This window comes from Streptomyces sp. NPDC002754 (assembly GCF_053592315.1).
Window position 1 is genome coordinate 12,468 of the sequence record NZ_JBSFVM010000038.1, and the last position, 23,401, is coordinate 35,868.

The window sequence follows — 23,401 nt, forward strand, 5'->3', positions numbered from 1 at the left end:
AGACAAGATGGCACACAAGAAGGGCGCATCGTCCACTCGGAACGGGCGCGATTCCAATGCTCAGCGGCTCGGCGTGAAGCGCTTCGGCGGTCAGGCCGTCAACGCCGGTGAGATCCTGGTCCGCCAGCGCGGCACCCACTTCCACCCGGGCAACTCCGTTGGCCGCGGCAAGGACGACACGCTGTTCGCGCTCGCCGCCGGTGCGGTGGAGTTCGGTACCCACCGTGGCCGTAAGGTCGTGAACATCGTCCCGGTCGCCTGAAACGCCTGACGGCTTTCTGACCTGGATTTTTTCGCGAGGCGGACCTCACTTCCCTGTCGGGGAAGCGGGTCCGCCTTTCGCGTGTTGAGCTTGAGACATTCCCGTACGTTTCTGGAGGCACTGACCAATGACCACCTTCGTGGACCGCGTCGAGCTGCATGTCGCCGCGGGTAGCGGGGGCCACGGCTGTGCCTCCGTTCACCGGGAGAAGTTCAAGCCGCTCGGCGGCCCGGACGGCGGCAACGGCGGCCGTGGCGGTGACGTGATCCTGGTCGTCGACCAGGACGTCACGACGCTGCTCGACTACCACCACTCGCCGCACCGCAAGGCGACCAACGGCGTGCCCGGCGCGGGCGACCACTGCACCGGCAAGGACGGCCAGGACCTGGTCCTGCCGGTCCCCGACGGCACGGTCGTCCTCGACAAGGAGGGCAATGTGCTCGCCGACCTGGTCGGCGAGGGCACCACGTTCATCGCCGGGCAGGGCGGTCGCGGCGGCCTCGGCAACGCGGCGCTCGCCTCGGCCCGCCGCAAGGCGCCCGGCTTCGCGCTCCTCGGCGTGCCGGGCGACGAGCGGAACATCGTCCTGGAGCTGAAGACCGTCGCGGACGTGGCGCTCGTCGGCTACCCGAGCGCCGGTAAGTCGTCGCTGATCTCGGTGCTCTCCGCCGCGAAGCCGAAGATCGCCGACTACCCGTTCACGACGCTCGTCCCGAATCTGGGCGTGGTCACGGCCGGCTCGACCGTCTACACGATCGCCGACGTGCCGGGCCTGATCCCCGGCGCCAGCCAGGGCAAGGGCCTCGGCCTGGAGTTCCTGCGCCACGTGGAGCGCTGCTCGGTCCTCGTGCACGTCCTCGACACGGCGACGCTGGAGTCCGAGCGCGACCCGGTGTCCGACCTCGACGTCATCGAGGCGGAGCTGCGGGAGTACGGGGCGGGCCTGGAGAACCGGCCGCGGCTCGTCGTCCTCAACAAGATCGACGTGCCCGACGGGCAGGACCTCGCCGACATGGTCAGGCCCGACCTGGAGGAGCGCGGCTACCGCGTCTTCGAGGTGTCGGCCGTCGCCCACAAGGGCCTCAAGGAGCTGTCCTACGCGCTGGCCGAGCTGGTCGGCGCCGCGCGCGCCGCGAAGCCGAAGGAGGAGACGACCCGCGTCGTCATCCGCCCGAAGGCCGTGAACGACTCGGGCTTCACCGTCACCCGCGAGGACGCCGAGGGCGAGCCGATGTTCCGCGTCCGCGGTGAGAAGCCGGAGCGCTGGGTGCGGCAGACCGACTTCAACAACGACGAGGCCGTCGGCTACCTCGCGGACCGGCTCAACCGCCTCGGCGTCGAGGAGTCGCTGATGAAGGCGGGCGCCAGGCACGGTGACGGCGTCGCGATCGGCCCCGAGGAGAACGCGGTCGTCTTCGACTGGGAGCCCACGATGATGGCGGGCGCCGAGATGCTCGGTCGCCGTGGCGAGGACCACCGTATGGAGGCGCCGCGGCCGGCCGCGCAGCGCCGTCGCGACCGCGAGGCGGAACGCGACGACTCCCAACAGGAGTACGACGACTTCAAGCCCTTCTAGCCAGCCGCCGGTTTACTGCGCCGTGACCGCGGCCGGGTCCCGTTGCGCCGCACCGCGGCTCCCGAGCCTTGCCGGGGTCGGCGCCCGTCGCCCTCGTTGCGCTGCACCGTGGTGCCGCCTTGCCCACCCTGCCGCCCTAGGCGGCAGATTGCCCAAGGCGGCGCGCGGGGCACCCCGTGCGGCCGACGCCCCCGGAGGGGGCGGGGCGCCCGAGGCGTCATCTGCGGTGAAGCGGGCAAAATCAAGCCCCTGCGGCGATTGAGCAGCGGGGTCCGGGGCAGAGCCCCGATCTTTTCAGCCCGGGTGACGCTCGAGCCCTTTCCCGTCCGGCCGGCGCTCGAGCCATTCCAGCCCCGCCGGCGATTGAGGCGCCGGGGCCGGGGCGGAGCACCGTGGCGTGGGGGCGGGGGTGTGCGTACGCGGAGGGGCCCGGGAGAACGTCTCCCGGGCCCCTCCGCGTGAACGGACGGCTACGCCGTCACCGTGTCCTCCGGCTCCGCGGCCTCCACCTCGGCCACCTGCTCCTCGACGGAGTCCTCACGCGTGGGCGGCACCTCATCCTCGCCCCGCGCCGCCATCCGCACCCGCCGCTCGTCGGCCTTGGCGCACAGGGCGCGTACGGCGACGTTGAAGCGGTCGATGGACGGCGGGTCCGACGGACCGAGGAGATGCTCCTTCAGGGCCACCCGGCCCTCCGCGTGGACGTCCTCCACCTCGCCGCGCACCACTGCGAGCAGCTCGGGAACCTCGGTCGCCCCGGGCGACAGGACCGTCGCCGCCCGCACCGTCGGGAACCCCGTACGGAAGTCGTCCTCCGAAAGCCCCGACGTGTTGGCCACCGCGTACGGCTTCTCGCTGCTCAGCCAGTCGGAGACGACCGAGGAGACGTCGGAGACGAGGACGTCCGCCGCGTTGAAGCACGTGAAGATCGCGGGCCGCGCCTCGGTGATGATCAGGTGCTCCCACTCGGGGAACGAGGCCCAGTACGCCTCCTCCCACGCCTCGGTCGCCTCGGCCACCGCCGCCGCCCGATCCCCGTCGGGCCGGCCCTGGAGCATCATCCGCTCCATCTCGTCCGTGCCCTTGGGGAACTTGGTGGACGTCAGCTCGTTCAGCGCCTCGAAGCGGCGCTCGAGCTCGACGGCGGCCTCGGGACCCGGACGCGCGCCGGAGCGGCGGGTGTTGGCCTCCTCGATCATCGCCATGATGCGCTTGTTGGCCTCACCGGCGGCGGGGACCTGCGAACCGGTCATCGGGTGCGGCTTGTAGATCAGCCGGACCTTGGGGTCGTCGACCAGCTGCCGGACGATGTTCTCGCCCGCCAGGATCACCGACGTATTGCCGGGGTTGCCGTCCCAGCCCTCCCAGGTGGGCGCGTACAGAACGGTCGTGTACGCACCCGTGGCCGGCCCGTCCGCGAGCTCGATGGGCGCCAGCTGCGGGCGGCCCACCTCGACGACATCCCGGTCGTCGACGCCGACGTCCGCGAGCTGGTACCGGTCGCGCGCCGCGGGACCGGCCACCCACACCTCGTCGTACGCCTTCGCGTACGGGTTGCAGGACGACAGCTTGTCGGACTCGCCGTGGTTGGTGAACGCGTGCTTGATCGTGGGGATGCGCAGGACCTGCGAGGTCTTCGCGGCGTTCGCCGGGTGCAGCAGCATCTTCAGCGTCGAGTTCTCCAGGGAGAACATCGTGGCGACCTTCGGGAAGCAGATGATCGGCACATCGGTGGCGTCGATCTTGTTCACCATGAAGCGCTCGCGCAGCACGATCAGCGGCTTGCCGTCGACCGCGGCGAGCGTGGAGAGCCACATGTTCGCCTGGTACGCGGAGGTGGTGCCGCCGGAGAAGTACATGCCGACGGTGGGCCGGTAGTCGGCCAGCCACGCGTCGAGCCAGGCGATGACCTTGTCGTCGTTCAGCGGACGCTTCTTGGGCAGCAGCCACGTACCGAGGTAGGCCGTGCCGAAGAGGAACAGGACGATCGAGACGCCGATGCCGATGACGCCCCACAGGGCGTTGGTCGTCGACGCGGTGATGACCAGGCCGAGGGTGGAGGGGATCGCGAAGGTCAGCAGGCGGTGCGCCGCCCGCCGGGCCAGCAGGCGCGGCGGCGAGGCACACAGGTTCAGCGCGGACGTGTCGATGTTCCGCGTGACGATCGGCAGCGTGCGGGTGCGGCGCACCAGGACCGCTGCCGCCTGGCAGGCGAAGTGCAGCAGGTACATCGCGAGCACCATGACCAGCAGCGGCGCCTGCTCGTCGAGCGGGTTGATGCCGCTGATGCGCAGCAGGCCGACGAAGATCAGCATGTCGCGCAGCAGTTGCCGCACCGTCACGTCGAAGCGGATCTTGCCGAGCAGCGAGAGCAGCCCCGGCTGCCTGTACTGCAGGTAGGTGTCGAGGGCGAGTCCGGCCGCGCTCGCGGCGACGAAGAGGGGAACATACGGAACGAGCGCGCTGACGAGCTGGGCCACATAGAGCGCGAACATCGTGAACAGAGCTGAAAGCTGCACGAGGCGGCGCGAGGCACGTCCGGCGGAGGGCACGGGCTGGGCTCCTGGCAGGGGGTCTCGGAGGGTGGGGGGACCGTGGGGGAGGTCCACCTCGCGGAAATGCTGACCACTGACCGTATGACTTTCTGTGGCCCCCTAGCAATCCTCCAAGCCCACAAGCAGTAGAAACGGGGTCAAATGGCGTGAAAGGACGGGGTCGGTTCCCCGTCCTGCCCGCGTCCTGATTACGGGGCGTCCACGGCGTTGTCCGTACCTCGAAACCCAAGAGCGGTCGAAGGGGCAGGTCACGTACATTGCCAGGCATGTCAGGGGCAACAACTGGGGCAGCAGCAGGGGCGGCGCGCCAAGGTGTGGCGGACGCCCGCCGGATCGTCGTCAAGGTCGGATCGTCGTCACTCACCACGGCGGCGGGGGGCCTGGACGCGGACCGGGTCGACGCGCTCGTCGACGTCCTGGCGAAGCAGCGCGGAGGCGGGGAGAAGGAGATCGTCCTCGTCTCCTCCGGCGCCATCGCCGCGGGACTCGCCCCACTGGGCCTGACCCGCCGTCCCAAGGACCTCGCCCGCCAGCAGGCCGCGGCGAGCGTCGGCCAGGGCCTCCTCGTCGCCCGCTACACCGCCTCTTTCGCGCGCTACGGGGTCCGCGTCGGCCAGGTCCTCCTGACCAGCGACGACATGGCCCGCCGCGCCCACCACCGCAACGCCTCGCGGACCCTCGACCAACTCCTGGCGATGGGCGCCTTCCCGATCGTCAACGAGAACGACACGGTGGCCACGGACGAGATCCGCTTCGGCGACAACGACCGGCTCGCGGCGCTCGTCGCCCACCTCGTGCACGCGGACCTGCTCGTGCTGCTCTCCGACGTCGACGGCCTCTACGACGGCGACCCCGCCAAGCCCGGCAGCTCCCGCGTCGCCGAGGTGCGCGGCCCCGCCGACACGGCGCACGTCAAGATCGGCTCCGCCGGGAAGGCGGGCGTCGGCACCGGCGGCATGGTCACCAAGGTCGAGGCCGCCTCGATCGCGGCGGCCGCCGGCATCCCCGTGGTGCTGACGAGCGCGAGCCACGCCTCCGACGCCCTAGCCGCCCGCGACACCGGCACGTACTTCCACGCCACGGGCCGCCGCAGCGCCGACCGCCTGCTGTGGCTGCAGCACGCGTCGACGCCGCAGGGCGCGATCACCCTCGACGACGGCGCGGTACGAGCCGTCGTCGAGCGGCGCACATCGCTGCTGCCCGCCGGGATCGCGGGCGTGGAGGGCGAGTTCGGCGCGGGCGACCCGGTCGAACTGCGCGACGAGCGGGGGCGCGCGGTCGCCCGCGGGCTCGTCAACTTCGACGCCAAGGAGATCCCGCAGCTGATCGGCCGCTCCACGCGCGAACTGGCCCGCGACCTCGGCCCCGCCTACGAGCGGGAAGTCGTACACAGGGACGACTTGGTCATCCTCCAGGCTTGAAACGGGCCGCGTGCCTTCGAAACCCCCTGTGTGAAAGGCCGAAAGCCTGCCACCCGTGGGGGACCTTCCCCAAAACCGCCCCAAGAAGCTCCGTGTCCTGCTCAACTCTTGAGGCAGGGAGTTCATCCGGGGAAGGTCGCACGACCATTGCGCAAAGGAGGCCGTCGTGAGACGAGCGCGCCCGGGGGTCGCGTCCAAGGGGCCCCGAGGTTCGGCGGAGCGGGTGCTGACGAGCGTGGCCGCGGGAGACGCGTACGACGGGGACACCGCGGGAGAGACCGCCGAGGCGAGCGCTGAGGGCAGCGCCGAACAGGGCCCCCGTCTGTGGCACGTCACGCTCAGCGTCTCCGGCGAGGAGGCATCGCTCGCGGAGGTGCGCCGCGGCCTCGAACAGCTCGCGCACGACCACCCCTTCCTGCTGACGAGCCGCTACGCCGTGGACCACGCCGAGATCCGCTACTGGGAAGAGGCCCGCGACCTGCACGACGCGGCGGCGGTGGCCCTGCGCCTGTGGGGCGAACACCGCCGTACGTCGCAGCTCCCGCCCTGGGAAATCGTCGGCCTGGAGGTCATCGACCGCCAGACCTACCACCAACGCATCGCGGAGGGCTTCGGCCCCCTGCCGGCAACTCCGGTCGGCGTCCACCCCTTCTAGGCAAAAAGGGGCGCGGGGAACTGCGCACCCCAGCCACGCTCAGCCGTCACGAGGCGGAAACCTCAGCCACTGTGGCCAAGGCCGCATTTCAGCCACGTCTCACCCCCCGAAACACCGGTCGACCGCCCCCACGCCCCCGATACCCTGCGGAGCATGACGTCGCTGCCGCTGAACCCGTACGACTCCATGACCCCGGTCACCCAGACCGCGTACCGCGCCAGGTCCGCGGCCCACGACCTCGCCGCCCTGCCGCGCGCCCACAAGGACGACGCCCTCGGCGCCATCGCCGACGCCCTGGAAGTACGTACCGCGGAAATCGTCGAGGCCAACGCCAAGGACATCGCCAAGGCCCGCGAGGCCGGCACCCCCGAGGCGATCATCGACCGGCTGACGCTCACCCCGGAGCGCGTCCGGGCCATCGCCTCGGACGTGCGCGACGTCATCGCCCTGCCCGACCCCATCGGCACGGTCGTACGCGGCAACACCCTCCCGAACGGCATCGACCTGCGCCAGATCCGGGTCCCGCTCGGTGTCGTCGGCATCATCTACGAGGCCCGACCGAACGTCACGGTCGACGCCGCCGCCCTCTGCCTCAAGTCGGGCAACGCGGTCCTCCTGCGCGGCAGTTCATCGGCGTACGAGTCGAACACCGCGCTCGTCCGGGTGCTGCGCGACGCCGTCGGCGGCGCGGGGCTGCCCGCCGACGCGATCCAGCTCGTCCCCGGCGAGAGCCGCGACTCGGTGACCGAGTTGATGCGCGCCCGCGGCCTGGTCGACGTGCTGATCCCGCGCGGCGGTGCCTCGCTCATCAAGAACGTCGTCGAGAACTCGACCGTCCCCGTGATCGAGACCGGCACCGGCAACTGCCACGTCTACGTGGACGCCGACGCCGACCTCGACATGGCCGTCGACATCCTCGTCAACTCCAAGGCGCACCGCGTCTCCGTGTGCAACGCGGCGGAGACGCTCCTCGTCCACCAGGACATCGCCGACGCGTTCGTGCCGCGCGCCCTCGACGCGCTCGCGGAGGCCGGCGTCACCGTGCACGCGGACCGGCGGATCACGAAGTACGCGGCCGGGTCCAAGGCCACCGTCGTCGAGGCGACCCCGGACGACTGGGAGACCGAGTACCTCTCGTACGACATCGCGGCCGCGGTCGTCGACGACATGGACCGGGCCGTCGAGCACATCCGCCTGTGGTCCTCGGGGCACACCGAGGCCATCGTCACGACCTCGCAGGCGGCCGCCCGCCGCTTCACGCAGCTCGTCGACTCCACGACCGTCGCCGTGAACGCCTCGACACGGTTCACCGACGGCGGCCAGTTCGGTTTCGGCGCCGAGATCGGCATCTCCACGCAGAAGCTGCACGCCCGCGGCCCGATGGGCCTTCCCGAGCTGACGAGCACGAAGTACATCGTCACGGGCGACGGCCACACCCGATGAATTCCCTTACCGTCTGCCCAAATTGACCCCTTCGGTCTACGCTGGACGCGTGCCGGAGGACGTGGGGGGCTCGCCGTTCCCGGACGGCTGGGAGCCCGACGACGACCACGACCGCGGGGGCTGGGACGAAGAGTTCGCCTCCGTGGTCTTCGACGAGGACTTCGTCAAGGCTGCCGAGGTCCATGAACCCACCGCGGTCGAGCGGCTGCTCGCCGCCGCGCAGGCGCGCGCCGAGGCCCAGGAGGCCGAGGCCCGCAGGACCCGCATCCGGCCGGCACCCGACGACGAGTTCTACGACGAGGTGGACGGGTACGGCCGCGGCGAAGACGGCGAATTCGGCGCGTACGGGGACGAGTCGGACGAGCTGTACGAGGAGGAGCTCGACCGCGAGGGCCGGCCCGTGGGCGGCGTCCGCTGGCGCAGGCCCGTCGCCTGGGCGCTCGCCCTGCTGATGGGCATCGGCATGGTCGCCCTCGCCTTCACGGCCGTCTACCGGGGCGCGTCGTCGGGCAGCCAGGACGAGGTCCCGCCGCCCGCGACGACCGAACTGGAGAAGAACGTGCCGGGCACGCCCTCCGCCTCCGCGGACTACTCACAGCCCGCGGTCTCGGCGGTTCCCCGGACCCCGTGAGGGGGCGCTCGGGGCGCTCGCGCGGGGGTCGTGGAAGTTGACGTGCACCAGGGCGTTTACCTGACGTCGGGGAGACCTACCCTGAGGGTATGAGCGGGCCAGGAGACCCACCGGAGGGAACACCGGACAGCGGTCCCAACAGTGGCGGCAGCGAGGAAGAGTACCGATCCGTCGTGTTCGACGAATCGTTCGTCAAGGCTGCCCGGCTCCAGGAGTTCTCCGCGCAGGAGCGCATCACCGACCACTCGCCGGCCGTGCGCCGACTGCCCGTGCTGCGCCGGGGCCTCACCCGGCAGGCCGTCATACTCGTCGTCCTGATCGTGATCGCGTTCGGCACCGCCGTCTACATGGGCGTACGGAGCCCCTACCGGACCACCCCGGCGGCCCGGAACACCGAGCCGCTGCGGATGACGGTGATACCGCTCGCGCCGACGGGCCGGGTCCCCGGCTCCGATTCCGTGCAGGAGCTGTACGAGCACAGCCCCGCCGCCCGGTTCAAGCGCGCCGCCCGCGCCATCGACCTCCCGGTCGACCCCAAGGCCACCGCGCACTTCTCCGACAGCCAGGTCGTCACCGCGCTGACCACGGCCAAGGACTACCTCGTCGACTCCTCGCTCGACCCCGACGTGCTCACACGCGGCGCCGTGCGCCCCGTGCGGATGCTGATCGACCCGCAGCAGCTCCCGCAGTTCGACCAGAGCGTCAACAGGCCGGTCACCGACGGGCGGCACGCGGCCACCGGCTGGCTCGTCCGCTTCGATCCCTCGCAGGCCGCCCTCGCCGATTCGCGCATCCGGGTCCGCGGCGCGCTGCACGTGGCCGAGACCGACGCGGACACCCTCGAAGTGACCTCGGACCACACCTTCGTCTACGCGCTGCGTCCAGCCGACAACGGCGACAAGAAGGCGAAGGCCTCCCTGTTCACCGTCCGCCGCTCCATGCACTTCCGCTTCGACCGCCAGGACCTGCGCAACCACCAGACCGAACTGGTGGTGTCCTACGTCCAGGCGGGCCCGCTCGCCTGCTCGTCCGACGCCGCCGGGTATCTGCATCCGCTGCTCGCGGGCCAGAGCGCGAAGGAGGGCGGCCCGGCCGGCACCGACCCGTACGCGACGGACAGTGCGTCCGCGCTGTGCGGCGCACTCGCGCCGGACGCGCAACCGCACGTGTAGCCCCGCACGTGAGGCCCGAGCGGTTCGGGCAGGGGGGCGGATCAGCGCTCGCCGCTGCCGTTGCCCGTGTCCTCACCCTCGTCGGTCGTGCCGTGGTTCCCGCTGTTGCCCCCGCCGCCGAAGTTCCCGAAGCCGCGCCGCACCCGGCCGCCCAGGTCCCCCGCACCACCCGCGATGTCGCTGACCAGCTTCATCAGCGGGTCCTTCGAGGTCTTCATGTTCTCCGTGTAGTGCGAGGCCGACTCGCGCCACGAGTCCGTCACCGAGGTGTCCTTGTCCTCGCTGCGGCGCGGGTAGTGACCGTCCATCAGGCGCTGGTAGTCACGGCTCGCCGCCCACTTCTTCAGCTCTGCGGCGCGCACCGTGGTGAACGGGTGCGAGCGCGGCAGCACGTTGAGGATCTTCAGCACGGAGTCGCGCAGATCGCCCCCGGCCTCGTACTCCTCGGCCTGCTTGAGGAACGCGTCCACGTTCATCTGGTGCAGATGGTTGCCGCCCGCGATCTTCATCAGGCCGCGCATGGAGGCCTCCAGGTCCTGGCCGACCAGCAACCCGGCGCGGTCCGCGGAGAGTTCGGACTTGCGGAACCACTCGCGCAGCGCCGTCACGATCGCCATGATCGCGAGGTTGCCGAGCGGGATCCACGCGACGCGCAGCGCGAGGCTGGTCAGGAACAGCAGGATCGTCCGGTAGACCGAGTGGCCCGACAGCGCGTGGCCCACCTCGTGGCCGACCACGGCCCGCATCTCCTCCTCGTCGAGGAGTTCCACAAGTCCCGTGGTGACGACGATGATCGGCTCGTCGAGGCCGATGCACATCGCGTTCGGCTGCGGGTCCTGATTGACGTACATCGGTGGGACCTTCTCCAGGTCCAGGATGTAACAGGCGTCCCGCAGCATCGTGTTGAGGTGCGCGAACTGCTCCTCGGACACCCGCACCGAGTCCGACAGGAACAGCAGGCGCAGGCTGCGCTCGGGCAGCAGTCCGCTCAGCGCCTTGAAGACCGTGTCGAACCCGCTGAGCTTGCGCAGCGCCACAAGCGCCGAGCGGTCCGCGGGGTGCTCGTACGCCCGCGAGGAGATCCCCGGGAAGCGCCGACGCTGCCTGCTCGGTACGTTCTCGTGCTGCTCGTTCGGTTCGTCGGGCATCCGACTTCCCCCATGTCCGTGAGATTCGACGTGTTTCGCCGTGTTCCGGCCGTGCCCCCAAGGTGGGGTCCACCCTAGGCGGATATACCGTGACGGGGCAGCACACCGAAGGAGCGAACCGTCATGGAGCACATCGATCACGTCATCAGCGCGGCATCGGAACAGGGCGCGGGGAACCTGTTGCGCACCGTGCTGATTGTGGGCGTACTGGGCGCGGGCTTCCTCGCCTGGTTCTTGTTGCGGGGCTACAAGAGCGACGACTGAACCCACCGCTTACGATGGGTCAGAAGTCCTTCTCCCGATCCCACACCGGATAGGTCCTGCTGACGATGAGCCTCCCCAGCACCGCTGCCCAGCTCGCCACTCTCGCTGCCGAGGGCGAGCACGGCGGCAACCACGAAAGCCTCAGCCCCCTCGTGACGGGCGGCGGGGCCTTCATCATCCTCATTCTGCTGCTGTGGATCACCACCCGGTTCAACCGCGACCGCTGAACCCGGGCGAGACCATGGGGAACGGGCCAGTAGGCTCTGCTCGCATGGGAGCGCAGGACATGCCTACCGGCCCGGTCAACAGCCCGGCCGGCGGCCCGGATCACGAGTGGGCCTCACCGACCAAGCGACGCCTCGGCGTCATGGGCGGAACGTTCGACCCGATCCACCACGGACACCTGGTGGCGGCCAGTGAGGTCGCCGCACAGTTCGACCTGGACGAGGTCGTGTTCGTGCCCACCGGGCAGCCCTGGCAGAAGAGCGACAAGAACGTCTCTCCTGCCGAGGACCGCTATCTGATGACGGTCATCGCGACCGCCGAGAACCCGCAGTTCTCGGTGAGCCGCATCGACATCGACCGCGGTGGTCCGACCTATACGACGGACACACTGCGCGATCTGCGTCAGCTCAACCCCGAGGCCGACCTCTTCTTCATCACGGGTGCCGACGCTCTCGGCCAGATCCTCACCTGGCGTTACACCGACGAGCTGTTCTCCCTGGCACACTTCATCGGAGTCACGCGGCCGGGCCACACGCTCGCCGACCCGGGTCTGCCGGAGGGCGGCGTCTCGTTCGTCGAGGTTCCCGCCCTCGCCATCTCGTCCACGGACTGCCGCGACAGGGTCGCCAAGGGTGACCCCATCTGGTACATGGTGCCGGACGGTGTGGTGCGCTATATCGACAAGCGCCAGCTGTACCGAGGCGACTGAACCCTGCACCGCCGAGAGGGGCATCGGTGAACGACCGATACGACGGTTACGACCAGCAGAGTTACGAGCTGGTCGGATATGACGAGTCCGGCCGGCCGGTCTACCGGCCGGTCCAGCAGGCGCCGTCGTACGAGCAGAACTCCCCGTATGGATACGGCTACGACCCGTACGCGGGCGGGCAGCAGCAGCAGCCGACCGGGCAGCAGCCCCAGCAGCCTTACCAGCCCCAGCAGGCCCCTTCGTACGACACCTACGACACGTACGACACCTACGGCGGAGCACCGCAGCAGGCCCAGCAGCCGTACCAGCCACAGCCCCAGCAGGCCACGGCGTACATCCCGCAGCAGGCCCCGCAGCCGGCTCGGGCGCCCGCGCCGCCACAGGCCCCGCAGCCCGAGCGCGACTACCGCACCGAGCAGTTCGAGTTCGTCGAGGAGCCGGACGAGGACTCCGAAGACGTCATCGACTGGCTGAAGTTCACCGAGTCGCGCACCGAGCGGCGCGAGGAGGCGCGGCGCCGCGGGCGCAACCGGGGCGTCGCCCTCGTCGTCGTCCTCGCCCTGTGCCTGGTCGGCGGCGCCGGCTACCTCTGGTCCCAGGACAAGCTGCCGTTCCTGTCGAAGGACGCGGCGAAGGCCGGCGCGGCCGCCGCGACCGGTCCGCAGAACCGTGACGTCATCGTCGTCCACCTGCACAACACCAAGGGCGGCGGGACGTCCACGGCGCTGCTCGTGAACAACACCACCACGAAGCGGGCCACCGCCGTCCTGCTGCCGAACTCCCTCGCCCTGGCGGACGAGGACGGCACCGGCACCACGCTCGCCAAGTCCGTCGACGAGGACGGCTCCTCCGGCACGAGCGACGGCCTCGACACCCTGCTCGGCACCGACATCCAGGGCACCTGGCGGCTCGACACCCCGTACCTCAACAACCTCGTCGAGCTCGTCGGGAACATCGACGTCAGCACCGACACGAGCGTGCCCGACCCCGCCAAGAAGGGCACCGTGCTCGTCCACAAGGGCGCGGACCAGACCCTCAGCGGCCCCGCTGCCGTGGCGTACGCCACGTACCGGGCCAAGGGCGAGCCGCAGACGGCGCAGTTGAGCCGGTTCGGGCAGGTCATGCAGGGCGTGCTGCGCAAGCTGTCGTCCGACCCGCAGGCCGCGACGACGACCGTGCAGACGCTCGCCCAGATCCTCGACCCGTCGCTGACCGAGAAGGACCTCGGGGCCTTCCTCGCCAAGCTCGCCGACCGGGCCAAGGAGGGCGACTACAAGACCGACCTCCTTCCGGTGCAGCAGGGCGGCAGCGTCTCCCGGTCCACCGCGGACTCCGTGGTCGAGAACGTGCTCGGCGGCACCGTGAAGTCCCCGTCCAGCGGCGACTCCCCGCGCGTCGGCATCGAGAACGCCACCGGTGACAAGGCCCGCACAGAGAAGGCCCGCGTCGCCCTGGTCAACGGCGGCTACACGTTCGTGTCGGGCGGAACCGGAACGGCGATCGCGACCTCCCGGGTCGCGTACGCGGACGCCGCGCACAAGAAGGACGCCGTAGAGGTCGCCAAGACGCTGGGCCTGCCGACGTCCTCCGTGACGAAGGGCAAGGCGGCGCGGAACGCGGACGTCTCCGTCGTGCTGGGCCGGGACTACACCGGCCGGTGACCGCCCACCGGTAAGGCCGTCGGGCGTGTCGGCGGACCGTGAGACCCTTGGGGTACCCCCTGAGGGATCTCTCAGGGGATTCAGACCGCCGACGGAAAGCCTTGTAGTGACCGCCACTGACCGTTCCATCGAGCTCCTCAACGTCGCCGCGCAGGCGGCCGCAGACAAGCTCGCGCACGACATCATCGCCTACGACGTCAGCGATGTGCTGTCCATCACGGATGCCTTCCTGCTCGCTTCGGCGCCCAACGACCGCCAGGTCAAGTCGATCGTCGACGAGATCGAGGAGAAGCTGAACAAGGAGCTCGGCGTCAAGCCGGTGCGCCGCGAGGGCGACCGTGACGCCCGCTGGATCCTGCTCGACTACGTCGACATCGTCGTCCACGTCCAGCACAGCGAGGAGCGCGTCTTCTACGCCCTGGAGCGGCTGTGGAAGGACTGCCCCGAGATCGACCTGCCCGAGGAGGCCAAGGCCACCCGCGGCAAGGGCGAGGAGCACGCCAAGGAGCGGGCCGCGGAGGTCGAGGCCGAGGACGTGCTGTGACGAGCGCTTCCCGGGGGCGGCGCGTCGTCCTGTGGCGGCACGGCCAGACCGCGTGGAACCTGGAGCGCCGCTTCCAGGGCACCACGGACATCGGCCTGACCGAGACCGGTGTCGCGCAGGCCCACCGCGCTGCCCGGCTGCTCGCCTCCCTGAGGCCGGACGCGATCGTCGCGTCCGACCTCGCGCGCGCCTCGACCACCGCCGCCGAACTGACCGCGCTCACGGGCCTCGACGCCACGTACGACGAGGGCCTGCGCGAGACGTACGCGGGGGAGTGGCAGGGCCTCACGCACGAGGAGATCATCGCCCGCTTCGGCGAGCAGTACGCGGCGTGGAAGCGCGGCGAGCCCGTGCGCCGCGGCGGTGGTGAGCTGGAGACCGAGGTCGCCGACCGGGCCGCGCCCGTCGTGCTGCGGCACGCGGACAAGCTGCCCGACGACGGCCTGCTCGTCGTGGTCAGCCACGGTGGCACCATCCGCACCACCATCGGTCGGCTGCTCGGCCTGGAGGCCCACCACTGGGAGGGGCTCGGCGGCCTGTCGAACTGCTGCTGGTCCGTCCTCGGCGAGGGCGTCCGCGGCTGGCGTCTGCTGGAGCACAACGCCGGCACGCTGCCCGAACCGGTCCTCGGCGACGACGACTAGGGCCTGCTCCAGGCCCGCTGGGCCGGATTTCACTTTCCGGCAGGTCGCAGGCTAAAGTTCTTCTTGTTCGGCCCGCCGGGGGAAAGCCCGGAGGGGGAAGAACGCGAGGGGCTATAGCTCAGTTGGTAGAGCGCCTGCATGGCATGCAGGAGGTCAGGAGTTCGATTCTCCTTAGCTCCACAGGAATCAGAGATCCCGTCCCGTAAGGGGCGGGATTTTTCGTTGCCGATTTCGCGGTGGGTTTGAGGCGCCGGGGCCGCCCGGGGCGTATACCTCTGCGGACGTCGTGTCCGGACTGGTACGCGGGCGTCGCTGACCGGGTCGCTTCCGCCGTGGCAGAATCGGACGGCCGGAACGGGGCTGTGTCCGACCGACGAAGGTGGCCCGCTGGGGAGGGAGTACGCGATGCCCTTGAGCATCAACGAGGAAGCCGATCGCTTCCTCGGTATGGCAGCGATATCCGCCGAGCCCCCGGCCGGTTCGGAAGAAGCCCCGTCCCTCAACTGTCCGTCCTGCGGCTCCATCCACGTCGCCCAGATGCTCGGCGACAACGGCGGGATCTCGTACGTGTGCACGGCCTGCGGCCACAGCTGGAGCTGAGCGGAACACATGGGTGCACACAGGAGGAAGTGCGACTGGTGCGGCAGCGGCACGCCCATCGTGCGCGACATGGAGCCGCTGAACCCCGACTACCAGTACTGGTGCGAGGAGTGCGCGCGGGCGCTGATCATAAAAGGCGACCCGATCGAGACGTACCGGGAGTTGGAGGGCGAGCCGATCTACGGCCGCCTCCTGGACGAGCACTGCACGCTCAAGCGCTTCTACTCGTTCGCCAGAGCCTGACCTCCGAGATCGCCGCGTACGCCAGGAAGGCGCAGGCCACTCCTACGTAGAGCGCCGAAAGCATCGACTCCCCTACGTTCTGGTGGAGTTCGGGCCGCCCGTGCGTGTGCGGTACCCACCACAGTGCGTAGGTGCAGAACGTCAAGGTCAGGGCGAGCGCGGCCTTCTGACGGCCCGACTCCCACACGAGCAGCGCCAACGGCACGCACCAGATCCAGTGGTGGGACCACGAGACCGGGCTGACCAGGAGCGCCGTCGTCGCGCACGCCACCGTCGCCTGGGCGAGGCGCCCGCGCAGTGCCGCCGCGACCGCGACCGTGAGCCCGGCGAGGGCCGTCACGGCGGCGGCGAGGACCCACCAGGCGCCGGGGTCCGCGGTGTGCAGCAGCCGGGCCAGTACGCCGCGCAGCGACTGGTTGCCGGTCTCCTCGGCGTGGCCGGGGCGGTCCGACTCGAAGACCATCCGCGTCCAGAAGTACCGGGAGTCGCGAGGCAGGACGACGGCCGTCAGTACGGTCACGCAGACGAACGAGCCCACCGCCACGCAGGCCCCGCGCACCCACGGCCGCCAGGCCCCGCCCCGCGCCAACTGGGCGAGCCCCGTGCACAGCAGGAAGACGGCGAACAGCGCGGGCGTCAGTTTGATCGCCGCCGCGACGCCGATCCCCAGGCCCACCCAGCGGTGCCCCGGCCGGCGCGTCAGGTCCCACAGGACGAGCACGGCGAGCAGCAGGTTGACCTGCCCGTAGCGCAGCGTCGTCCACACCGGCTCGCACCACACGGCGACGGCCGCCACCCACAAGGCGTGCTCCACGCGCGCGTGGCGTCGTACGAGGCGCATGGAGAGGTGCACGAAACCGAAGAGGAGGGCGAGGTTCAGGGCGGTCGCGGCGACCTTCATGGTCACCACGTCCAGGAACGTCAGCGGCAGGAACAGCAGCGCGGCGAACGGCGGGTAGGTGGTCGGCAGGTCGGCGTAGGTCGCGCGCAGTGCGTACAGGTCGCCGCCCGTGCGGACCGTCCAGCCCTCCGCCCGGTAGACCATCAGGTCGATCATGGAGACGTCGGCCGCGCGCTGGGCGATCACGAAGGCCGTGAACGAGAGCAGGCAGGCTCCCAGCGCTGCCGGTGCATGGCGGGTGCGGGGCAGGGCGAGCACAGTCACATGAGGGAACACTAGTAGTCGTCAAGGGCGACTTTTCCCTACAGAAGGGGGCGGAAGGGAAACGATTTGGTGATGCACCCAGGTGACCGTGTAATGTTGGCGACGCCGCCGGGGAGACCGACAAGGGAGCCCCGGAGGACCAAAGCGCGGGGCTATAGCTCAGTTGGTAGAGCGCCTGCATGGCATGCAGGAGGTCAGGAGTTCGATTCTCCTTAGCTCCACAGGAATGTGAGACGGGCCATCCGATTCGGATGGCCCGTCTTTGTTCGTGTCTACGGGCTACCTCCGGGCGCGGCTGCGGCCGGGCGGGAGCGCCGGGCGCGAGGGCCTGCGGTCCTGTGGGGCCGCCGAGGCGTCCCCCTCGATCCGCAGTGCAAGGGCGGGGCAGCGGCGTACGGCCCGCACCGCGTTCGCCTCGGAGTAGCCGGGCACGGCCGCCTCCGCGACCGTCGGGAAGCCGTCGGGGCCCAACTGCAGCAGCTCCGGCACGATGTCCGCGCACAGGCCGTGGCCCTGGCACAGCGTCCAGTCGACGGCGAGCCGCTTCCCGGTGGACGCCGGGCTCGCAGGCGCCTCCGCGTGCAGCGGCAGCACACCGAGCACCGGGCGGCCGCAGCCGGCGCCCAGCACGTGCGCGGCCAGGTCGTCGGTGAACGCCGAGATCGTCGACTCGATGAACGCCGCCGAACCGTCCGGGTGCTTGCACGCCCCGCGCCGCTTCACCGCGCGCGTGACCTCGCGCAGCGCCTCCAGGGCGGTCGGGCCGCCTCCGTTCAGTACGTCCTCGAGGCCGCGCGCCGCCGCGGGCAGCCCCAGGTAGCAGGGGCCGCACTGGCCCGCGCTCTCCGAGGCCAGCCACTGCGCCACCTTCAGGGCCTCGCCGAGCGGGCAGGTGTCCGGGCCGATCGGCAGGATCGCCCCGGCGCCGAGCGCGCCGCCCGAGGCCTCCAGGGAGGCGCGGGAGACGATGGCGTCCTGCGCGCCCATCCCGTCGAGCCATTTGCCGTGATAGCCGCCCGTGAGGACGCCCTGGGGGAGCGGGGGAGCGCCCGCGAGCTGGAGTACGTAGCCCAGCGGGACGCCGGACGGCACTTCCAGGACCATCGGGCGGGCGACCGCCCCGGAGAGCGTCAGCAGGACCGTGCCGGGCTCGTCGTGCAGCCCTGTGCGGCAGTAGCGCTCGGCGCCCGTGCGGGTCGCGATGGCGAGCTGGGCGAAGGTCTCCGCGTTCGACAGGAGCGTGGGGGCGCCGCCGACGCCGGAGTCGGAGGCGCGGACCTTGCGGCCCGGCGGCATGGGCGGGCCGCCGTCCGCCGAGCGGATCAGGGCCGAGGACTCCCCGGTGACCATGCGCACCGGATTGCGCTGCACGCGCGCGCGGAGCGGTGCGTTCCGACGGTTCGTCAGGCCGCGCTCGGCGAGGGCCGCCTGCATCGACGCCTCGGTGCTGTCGCGGGTCACGCCGATGACGAGCGTGCGCGCGCCGATCGCCTCCGCGACGAGCAGGGCGCCGTCCAGGATCAGATGCGGTGCCCGGTTGATCAGCACGGTGTCCTTGCGGCAGGCCGGCTCGTCCTCGCTGCCGTTGACGACGACCACCGGGCGCACTCCGCGCCGGATCGCCGACTCCGCGACCGCGCGAAGCTTCTTGGCGAAGGGGAAGCCCGCGCCGCCCCGGCCGCGCAGGGATATCGCCTGGGCCAGCTGCGCGAGCGGCTCGCCCGCCATGGCTTCCAGTGGTCCGTGCACCTTCAGGTGCATGTCGAGGTCGAGCCGCTCCACGAGGTCGAACCCCGAAGTGAGCTGGGGAAGTCCGACGACCCGGACTTCAGGGACGTCGGGCAGTGCGGTGTTCACTGCGGGCCTCCGTAGGGCGTGGTCCAGGGCTCACCGGAAGTGGGTGCTTGGTAGGGGCCGGGGAGCGGTTCGGTGGGATCGGGCGCTTCTCTGTAGAGGCCTTCGTAGACGTCTTCGCGGAGACCTTCGTAGGCGCCGCTGTTCGTGCCGTCCCCGTAGGGGGCGGGGTAGCCGGGCACGCCTCCGTAGGGGGTGTCGTACGTCGGGTCGTACAGGGAGGGCGGGGCCTGGGCCGGTGGCGGCGGGGAGGGGGCGGGCCAGCGCTCGGATGCCATGGGTTCGGGGTACTGCTCCAGGTGCGGGACCGACTGCGTGGGCAGCTCCGAGCGGGGGACGGCGGACACTGCGCGGTAGGCGGCCGCGAAGCCGATGTCGGCCTGCGTCGGGGGAGGCGGGTCGAAGGCGGGCTGCGGGGCGGGCTCCGGGCGGGCCTGCGGGGCGGCCGGTGCGGGCTCCGTGCGGGGCTGTGGGAGGGGTGACCCGGCCCGCCTGGTGCCGCCCGCGCGCGGTCCCGCGTCCAGGAATTCGAGGATGCGCACCGCCACCTTGCGCCGCACGGCCTGCGGCGACGCCCGAAGGGCGATCGCGCCGGCGACCGCGACCAGTGCCAGGCAGTACAGGACGGTCACGTACCCCTTCGCGGGTCGGCCCGCGTACATGCCGTGCATGAGGGCGAAGCACCAGGCCGGGTAGGCGAGCATGTGGGTCGCGCGCCAGCGGGTGGCGAGCCGGGCGGGGGAGGCCATGGAGCTGCGCAGCGCGCCCGTGACGCCCGTGGTGACCATGAGGAGTCCGGCGGTCGCCCCCAGGCCGATCAGGCCCGCGCTGCCGCTGAAGCCCCCGGAGAACGGCACCAGCGCGCCGAGCAGCGTCACGTGCGAGAGCGCGAGCTTCACGCTGATGTGCAGCAGCAGGAAGACCAGCGAGGCGACCGCGGTGATCCGGTGCACGGCCTGCGCGAGCAGCCGCTGCCGCGAGGTGAGGAAGACCCGGTCGGAGGCGACCAGGCCCCAGACGACGGACGAGGTCAGCGAGACCAGGCAGAGCACGCCCGCGCCGAAGTCGAGCGTCGTCCGCACGGCGTCGCCGCCGGTGGACACGAGCACGGGCAACAGGAGGAGGACTCCCGCGATGAGCAGCCCTGTTCTCCTGCGACGGCTGGCACCGGGGGTGAGTGAACTCCCCGTCGTACGAAGGGAGTTCAAAGAGCGGGGGGTTCGAGGGTTCATGGGGGTGACTCCGAACGGTTCGGCACGGTGGTCCCACGGCCCGCACTCTAGATCGAGGCATACCGGGCAGTACGAGGTTTGAGTTATCTCGCTGTTATCTACGAGATGTTTGGTCTTTACGTTGTCCCGATAGGGGTCGGTACGCCGAGTAACCCCTGGGGTGCGGTGGCCCGCGGGGAGGCCCGTCGCAGGCCGGGTGGCGGCTGCGGTACCCTGACGCCATGCGTGCCGTACGCCTTCTGCTTAGCGAGCCGCGCTGATCAGTCCCGACCCGCCCCCTGGGTGAGTGGTCGGAATCGGCGCGGCGTCCCCTCCTGTGCGAGGGGCTTTTTCATTTCCCAGGCACGGGCCGCCGGCAGAGACGATCGATGGAGCTTTGAGGATCATGAGCGAGACGAACACCGCCGCCGCTTCCGAGGCGGCGGTCGCGCCGCACCGCTACACGGCGGTCATGGCCGCCGACATCGAGGCACGCTGGCAGGACTTCTGGGACGCCGACGGCACGTACGAGGCGCCGAACCCGAGCGGTGACCTGGCGGGCGACCAGCAGGTCGTCTCGCGGCCCAAGAAGTTCATCATGGACATGTTCCCGTACCCCTCCGGTGCGGGCCTGCACGTCGGCCACCCGCTGGGCTACATCGCCACGGACGTCTTCGCGCGCTTCCAGCGCATGACGGGCCACAACGTGCTGCACACCCTGGGCTTCGACGCGTTCGGCCTGCCGGCCGAGCAGTACGCCGTGCAGACGGGCACCCACCCGCGCACGTCGACCGAGGCCAACATGGTCACCATGAAGGCGCAGCTGCGTCGGCTCGGCCTGGGCCATGACAACCGCCGGTCGTTCGCCACGATCGACCCCGAGGTCTACAAGTGGACGCAGTGGATCTTCCTGCAGATCTTCAACTCCTGGTACGACGACGACCTGAAGAAGGCCCGTCCGATCGCCGACCTGGTCAAGCAGTTCGAGACCGGTGAGCGCGCCGTGCCCGGTGGCGGCGACTGGGGCGGCCGGAGCGAGGCCGAGCGCGCCGACATCCTGAGCGACTACCGCCTGGCGTACGCCTCCGACGCGCCCGTGAACTGGGCGCCGGGCCTGGGCACCGTCCTGGCCAACGAGGAGGTCACCGCCGACGGCCGCTCCGAGCGCGGCAACTTCCCCGTCTTCAAGTCGAAGCTGCGCCAGTGGAACATGCGCATCACGGCCTACGCGGACCGCCTGATCGACGACCTGGACGGCCTGGACTGGCCCGAGGCGATCAAGCTGCAGCAGCGCAACTGGATCGGCCGCTCCGAGGGCGCGCGCATCGACTTCGCCGTACCGTCCGCCGAGGGTGCCGGCTCCGGCTCTGGCTCCGGCGAGGAGAAGATCACCGTCTTCTCGACCCGCCAGGACACCCTGTTCGGCGCCACCTACATGGTGCTGGCCCCCGAGCACGAGCTGGTCGAGAAGATCACCCCGGACGCCTGGCCTGAGGGCACGCACGACGTGTGGACGGGCGGTCACGCGACCCCCGCCGACGCCGTCGCCGCCTACCGCAAGCAGGCCGCCTCGAAGTCCGACGTCGAGCGCCAGACCGAGGCCAAGGACAAGACCGGCGTCTTCACGGGCGCGTACGCGATCAACCCGGTCAGCGGCGAGCAGGTCCCGGTCTTCATCGCCGACTACGTACTGATGGGCTACGGCACCGGCGCGATCATGGCCGTCCCGGCCCACGACAGCCGCGACTTCGCCTTCGCGCGCGCCTTCGAGCTGCCGATGCGCTGTGTCGTGCAGCCCTCGGACGACCGTGGCACCGACCCGGCGACGTGGGACGACGCGTTCGTCTCGGGCGACGCGAAGCTGGTCAACTCCAGCGGCGAGAACATCTCCCTGGACGGCCTGGGCGTCGCCGACGCCAAGGCGCGGACGACCGAGTGGCTGGAGCGCGAGGGCATCGGCGCGGGCACGGTCAACTTCCGGCTGCGCGACTGGCTGTTCAGCCGCCAGCGCTACTGGGGCGAGCCCTTCCCGATCGCCTACGACGAGGACGGCATCGCCCACGCGCTGCCCGAGTCGATGCTGCCGCTGGAGCTGCCCGAGGTCGACGACTACAGCCCGCGCACCTTCGACCCGGACGACGCCGACACCAAGCCCGAGACGCCGCTGTCGCGCAACGAGGACTGGGTCAACGTCACGCTGGACCTGGGCGACGGCAAGGGCCCGCGCCCGTTCCGCCGCGAGACCAACACCATGCCCAACTGGGCGGGTTCCTGCTGGTACGAGCTGCGCTACCTGGACCCGAACAACAGCGAGAAGCTGGTCGACCCGGAGATCGAGCAGTACTGGATGGGCCCCCGCGAGGGCATGCCCACCGGCGGTGTCGACCTGTACGTGGGCGGCGCCGAGCACGCCGTACTGCACCTGCTGTACGCGCGCTTCTGGTCGAAGGTGCTGTTCGACCTGGGCCACATCTCGTCGGCCGAGCCGTTCCACAAGCTCTACAACCAGGGCATGATCCAGGCGTACGTCTACCGGGACGCGCGCGGGATCGCCGTACCGGCCGCCGAGGTGGAGGAGCGCGACGGCGCCTACTACTACGCGGGCGAGAAGGTCTCCCGGCTGCTCGGCAAGATGGGCAAGTCCCTGAAGAACGCCGTCACGCCGGACGAGATCTGCGCCGAGTACGGCGCGGACACGCTGCGCCTGTACGAGATGGCGATGGGCCCGCTGGACGTCTCCCGGCCGTGGGACACGCGCGCGGTGGTCGGCCAGTTCCGGCTGCTCCAGCGCCTGTGGCGCAACGTCGTCGACGAGGAGACCGGCGAGGTCACCGTCGTGGACGTGCCCGAGGCGGACATCGACGTGGCCACGCTGCGTGCCCTGCACAAGGCGATCGACGGCGTCCGCGGCGACCTGGAGGGCATGCGGTTCAACACCGCGATCGCCAAGGTCACCGAGCTGAACAACCACCTGGTCAAGTCGTACGGGGGAGCCTCGCTGCCGCGCTCTGTTGCCGAGCGCCTGGTGCTGCTGGTCGCGTCGCTGGCCCCGCACGTCGCCGAGGAGCTGTGGCGCAAGCTGGGCCACAGCGACTCCGTCGTCCACCAGGACTTCCCGGTCGCCGACCCCGCGTACGCGGTCGACGAGGCCGTGACCTGCGTCGTCCAGATCAAGGGCAAGGTCAAGGCCCGCCTGGAGGTCTCCCCTGCGATCTCCGACGAGGAGCTGGAGAAGATCGCCCTGGCCGACGAGAAGGTCGTCGCTGCGCTGGACGGCGCCGGCATCCGCAAGGTGATCGTGCGGGCGCCGAAGCTCGTGAACATCGTGCCCGCGTAGGCGCGGTCCCGCGGCTCAGGGTTGTTCCCTACGGGCAGGTTGGGGGTTCCGCTGGAACCCTCGGCCTGCCCGCTCCGTTTA

21 protein-coding genes and 2 tRNA genes are annotated in these 23,401 nt (G+C 70.7%); 18 read left to right on the plus strand and 5 right to left on the minus strand.

Annotated elements, in window-relative coordinates:
• The first annotated feature begins 7 nt into the window (after positions 1 to 7).
• Both rpmA and obgE read left to right on the plus strand, forming a co-directional pair.
• Positions 8 to 262: a 50S ribosomal protein L27 gene (gene rpmA, locus ACWD2L_RS36970; RefSeq protein WP_351344254.1), complete on the plus strand. Its 255-nt coding sequence runs from the start codon at positions 8 to 10 to the stop codon at positions 260 to 262.
• A 127-nt stretch (positions 263 to 389) separates the two neighbouring features.
• On the plus strand, positions 390 to 1,838 hold the full coding sequence (gene obgE, locus ACWD2L_RS36975) for a GTPase ObgE (protein WP_351344251.1): 1,449 nt from the start codon (positions 390 to 392) through the stop codon (positions 1,836 to 1,838).
• Between the two features lie 470 nt (positions 1,839 to 2,308).
• Here obgE and ACWD2L_RS36980 read toward each other — a convergent pair whose 3' ends face one another.
• Complete coding sequence (locus ACWD2L_RS36980; RefSeq protein ID WP_351340025.1) at positions 2,309 to 4,390, minus strand: hypothetical protein; 2,082 nt, start codon at positions 4,388 to 4,390, stop codon at positions 2,309 to 2,311.
• Between the two features lie 269 nt (positions 4,391 to 4,659).
• Here ACWD2L_RS36980 and proB point away from each other — a divergent pair, with 269 nt between their 5' ends.
• The 5 genes from proB (at position 4,660) to ACWD2L_RS37005 (ending at position 9,715) form a co-directional block, all read left to right on the plus strand.
• Positions 4,660 to 5,814: a glutamate 5-kinase gene (gene proB / locus ACWD2L_RS36985; RefSeq protein WP_351340026.1), complete on the plus strand. Its 1,155-nt coding sequence runs from the start codon at positions 4,660 to 4,662 to the stop codon at positions 5,812 to 5,814.
• A gap of 166 nt (positions 5,815 to 5,980) precedes the next feature.
• On the plus strand, positions 5,981 to 6,469 hold the full coding sequence (locus ACWD2L_RS36990; RefSeq protein WP_351340029.1) for a hypothetical protein: 489 nt from the start codon (positions 5,981 to 5,983) through the stop codon (positions 6,467 to 6,469).
• 153 nt (positions 6,470 to 6,622) lie between these two features.
• Positions 6,623 to 7,912, plus strand: a complete 1,290-nt coding sequence (locus tag ACWD2L_RS36995; RefSeq protein ID WP_351340031.1) for a glutamate-5-semialdehyde dehydrogenase — start codon at positions 6,623 to 6,625, stop codon at positions 7,910 to 7,912.
• Positions 7,913 to 7,961: 49 nt separating this feature from the next.
• Positions 7,962 to 8,543: an SCO2584 family spore wall biosynthesis protein gene (locus ACWD2L_RS37000; protein WP_451193290.1), complete on the plus strand. Its 582-nt coding sequence runs from the start codon at positions 7,962 to 7,964 to the stop codon at positions 8,541 to 8,543.
• An 89-nt stretch (positions 8,544 to 8,632) separates the two neighbouring features.
• Entirely contained in the window at positions 8,633 to 9,715 is a 1,083-nt protein-coding gene (locus ACWD2L_RS37005; RefSeq protein ID WP_351340036.1) for an SCO2583 family membrane protein, read from the plus strand.
• A gap of 41 nt (positions 9,716 to 9,756) precedes the next feature.
• Here ACWD2L_RS37005 and ACWD2L_RS37010 read toward each other — a convergent pair whose 3' ends face one another.
• Positions 9,757 to 10,863, minus strand: coding sequence for a M48 family metallopeptidase (locus tag ACWD2L_RS37010; protein ID WP_351340038.1), 1,107 nt, complete (start codon positions 10,861 to 10,863; stop codon positions 9,757 to 9,759).
• A 123-nt stretch (positions 10,864 to 10,986) separates the two neighbouring features.
• Here ACWD2L_RS37010 and ACWD2L_RS37015 point away from each other — a divergent pair, with 123 nt between their 5' ends.
• The 9 genes from ACWD2L_RS37015 to ACWD2L_RS37055 all read left to right on the plus strand — a co-directional run bounded on the left by ACWD2L_RS37015 (position 10,987) and on the right by ACWD2L_RS37055 (position 15,753).
• Positions 10,987 to 11,127, plus strand: coding sequence for a hypothetical protein (locus tag ACWD2L_RS37015; protein WP_351340041.1), 141 nt, complete (start codon positions 10,987 to 10,989; stop codon positions 11,125 to 11,127).
• Between the two features lie 65 nt (positions 11,128 to 11,192).
• On the plus strand, positions 11,193 to 11,354 hold the full coding sequence (locus ACWD2L_RS37020; protein ID WP_351340043.1) for a hypothetical protein: 162 nt from the start codon (positions 11,193 to 11,195) through the stop codon (positions 11,352 to 11,354).
• Positions 11,355 to 11,398: 44 nt separating this feature from the next.
• The gene (gene nadD / locus ACWD2L_RS37025; RefSeq protein ID WP_351340046.1) at positions 11,399 to 12,061 is read left to right on the plus strand and encodes a nicotinate-nucleotide adenylyltransferase; all 663 of its coding nucleotides are present in this window, start codon (positions 11,399 to 11,401) and stop codon (positions 12,059 to 12,061) included.
• Positions 12,062 to 12,087: 26 nt separating this feature from the next.
• Entirely contained in the window at positions 12,088 to 13,722 is a 1,635-nt protein-coding gene (locus ACWD2L_RS37030) for an LCP family protein (RefSeq protein ID WP_351340048.1), read from the plus strand.
• A gap of 106 nt (positions 13,723 to 13,828) precedes the next feature.
• The gene (gene rsfS / locus ACWD2L_RS37035) at positions 13,829 to 14,266 is read left to right on the plus strand and encodes a ribosome silencing factor (RefSeq protein ID WP_351340050.1); all 438 of its coding nucleotides are present in this window, start codon (positions 13,829 to 13,831) and stop codon (positions 14,264 to 14,266) included.
• A complete protein-coding gene (locus ACWD2L_RS37040) occupies positions 14,263 to 14,910 on the plus strand; it encodes a histidine phosphatase family protein (protein ID WP_351340055.1) in 648 nt (215 codons plus the stop codon). Before rsfS ends, ACWD2L_RS37040 begins: the two co-directional genes overlap by 4 nt.
• 107 nt (positions 14,911 to 15,017) lie before the next feature.
• Positions 15,018 to 15,090: transfer RNA gene (locus tag ACWD2L_RS37045), tRNA-Ala, on the plus strand.
• 225 nt (positions 15,091 to 15,315) lie between these two features.
• Positions 15,316 to 15,510, plus strand: coding sequence for a hypothetical protein (locus tag ACWD2L_RS37050; protein ID WP_351340057.1), 195 nt, complete (start codon positions 15,316 to 15,318; stop codon positions 15,508 to 15,510).
• A gap of 9 nt (positions 15,511 to 15,519) precedes the next feature.
• Positions 15,520 to 15,753 carry a hypothetical protein gene (locus ACWD2L_RS37055; RefSeq protein ID WP_266719727.1) on the plus strand — a complete coding sequence of 78 codons (234 nt, stop codon included), beginning with the start codon at positions 15,520 to 15,522 and terminating at the stop codon, positions 15,751 to 15,753.
• Here the strand turns inward: ACWD2L_RS37055 and ACWD2L_RS37060 are convergent.
• The gene (locus ACWD2L_RS37060) at positions 15,722 to 16,918 is read right to left on the minus strand and encodes a glycosyltransferase 87 family protein (protein WP_351340059.1); all 1,197 of its coding nucleotides are present in this window, start codon (positions 16,916 to 16,918) and stop codon (positions 15,722 to 15,724) included. The two genes, ACWD2L_RS37055 and ACWD2L_RS37060, sit on opposite strands and share 32 nt — an antisense overlap.
• Positions 16,919 to 17,066: 148 nt before the next feature.
• Between ACWD2L_RS37060 and ACWD2L_RS37065 the strand changes: the two genes are divergently transcribed.
• Positions 17,067 to 17,139 (plus strand) — tRNA-Ala (locus ACWD2L_RS37065).
• A 58-nt stretch (positions 17,140 to 17,197) separates the two neighbouring features.
• Here ACWD2L_RS37065 and ACWD2L_RS37070 read toward each other — a convergent pair.
• Positions 17,198 to 18,775 (minus strand): NADH-ubiquinone oxidoreductase-F iron-sulfur binding region domain-containing protein, encoded by a 1,578-nt coding sequence (locus ACWD2L_RS37070; RefSeq protein WP_351340061.1) that lies wholly within the window; start codon positions 18,773 to 18,775, stop codon positions 17,198 to 17,200.
• Complete coding sequence (locus ACWD2L_RS37075; RefSeq protein ID WP_351340064.1) at positions 18,772 to 20,004, minus strand: cytochrome b/b6 domain-containing protein; 1,233 nt, start codon at positions 20,002 to 20,004, stop codon at positions 18,772 to 18,774. The genes ACWD2L_RS37070 and ACWD2L_RS37075 overlap by 4 nt, the downstream gene beginning before the upstream one ends.
• 385 nt (positions 20,005 to 20,389) lie before the next feature.
• Between ACWD2L_RS37075 and leuS the strand changes: the two genes are divergently transcribed.
• Positions 20,390 to 23,320 (plus strand): leucine--tRNA ligase, encoded by a 2,931-nt coding sequence (gene leuS, locus ACWD2L_RS37080; protein WP_351340066.1) that lies wholly within the window; start codon positions 20,390 to 20,392, stop codon positions 23,318 to 23,320.
• The last annotated feature ends 81 nt before the right edge of the window (positions 23,321 to 23,401 follow it).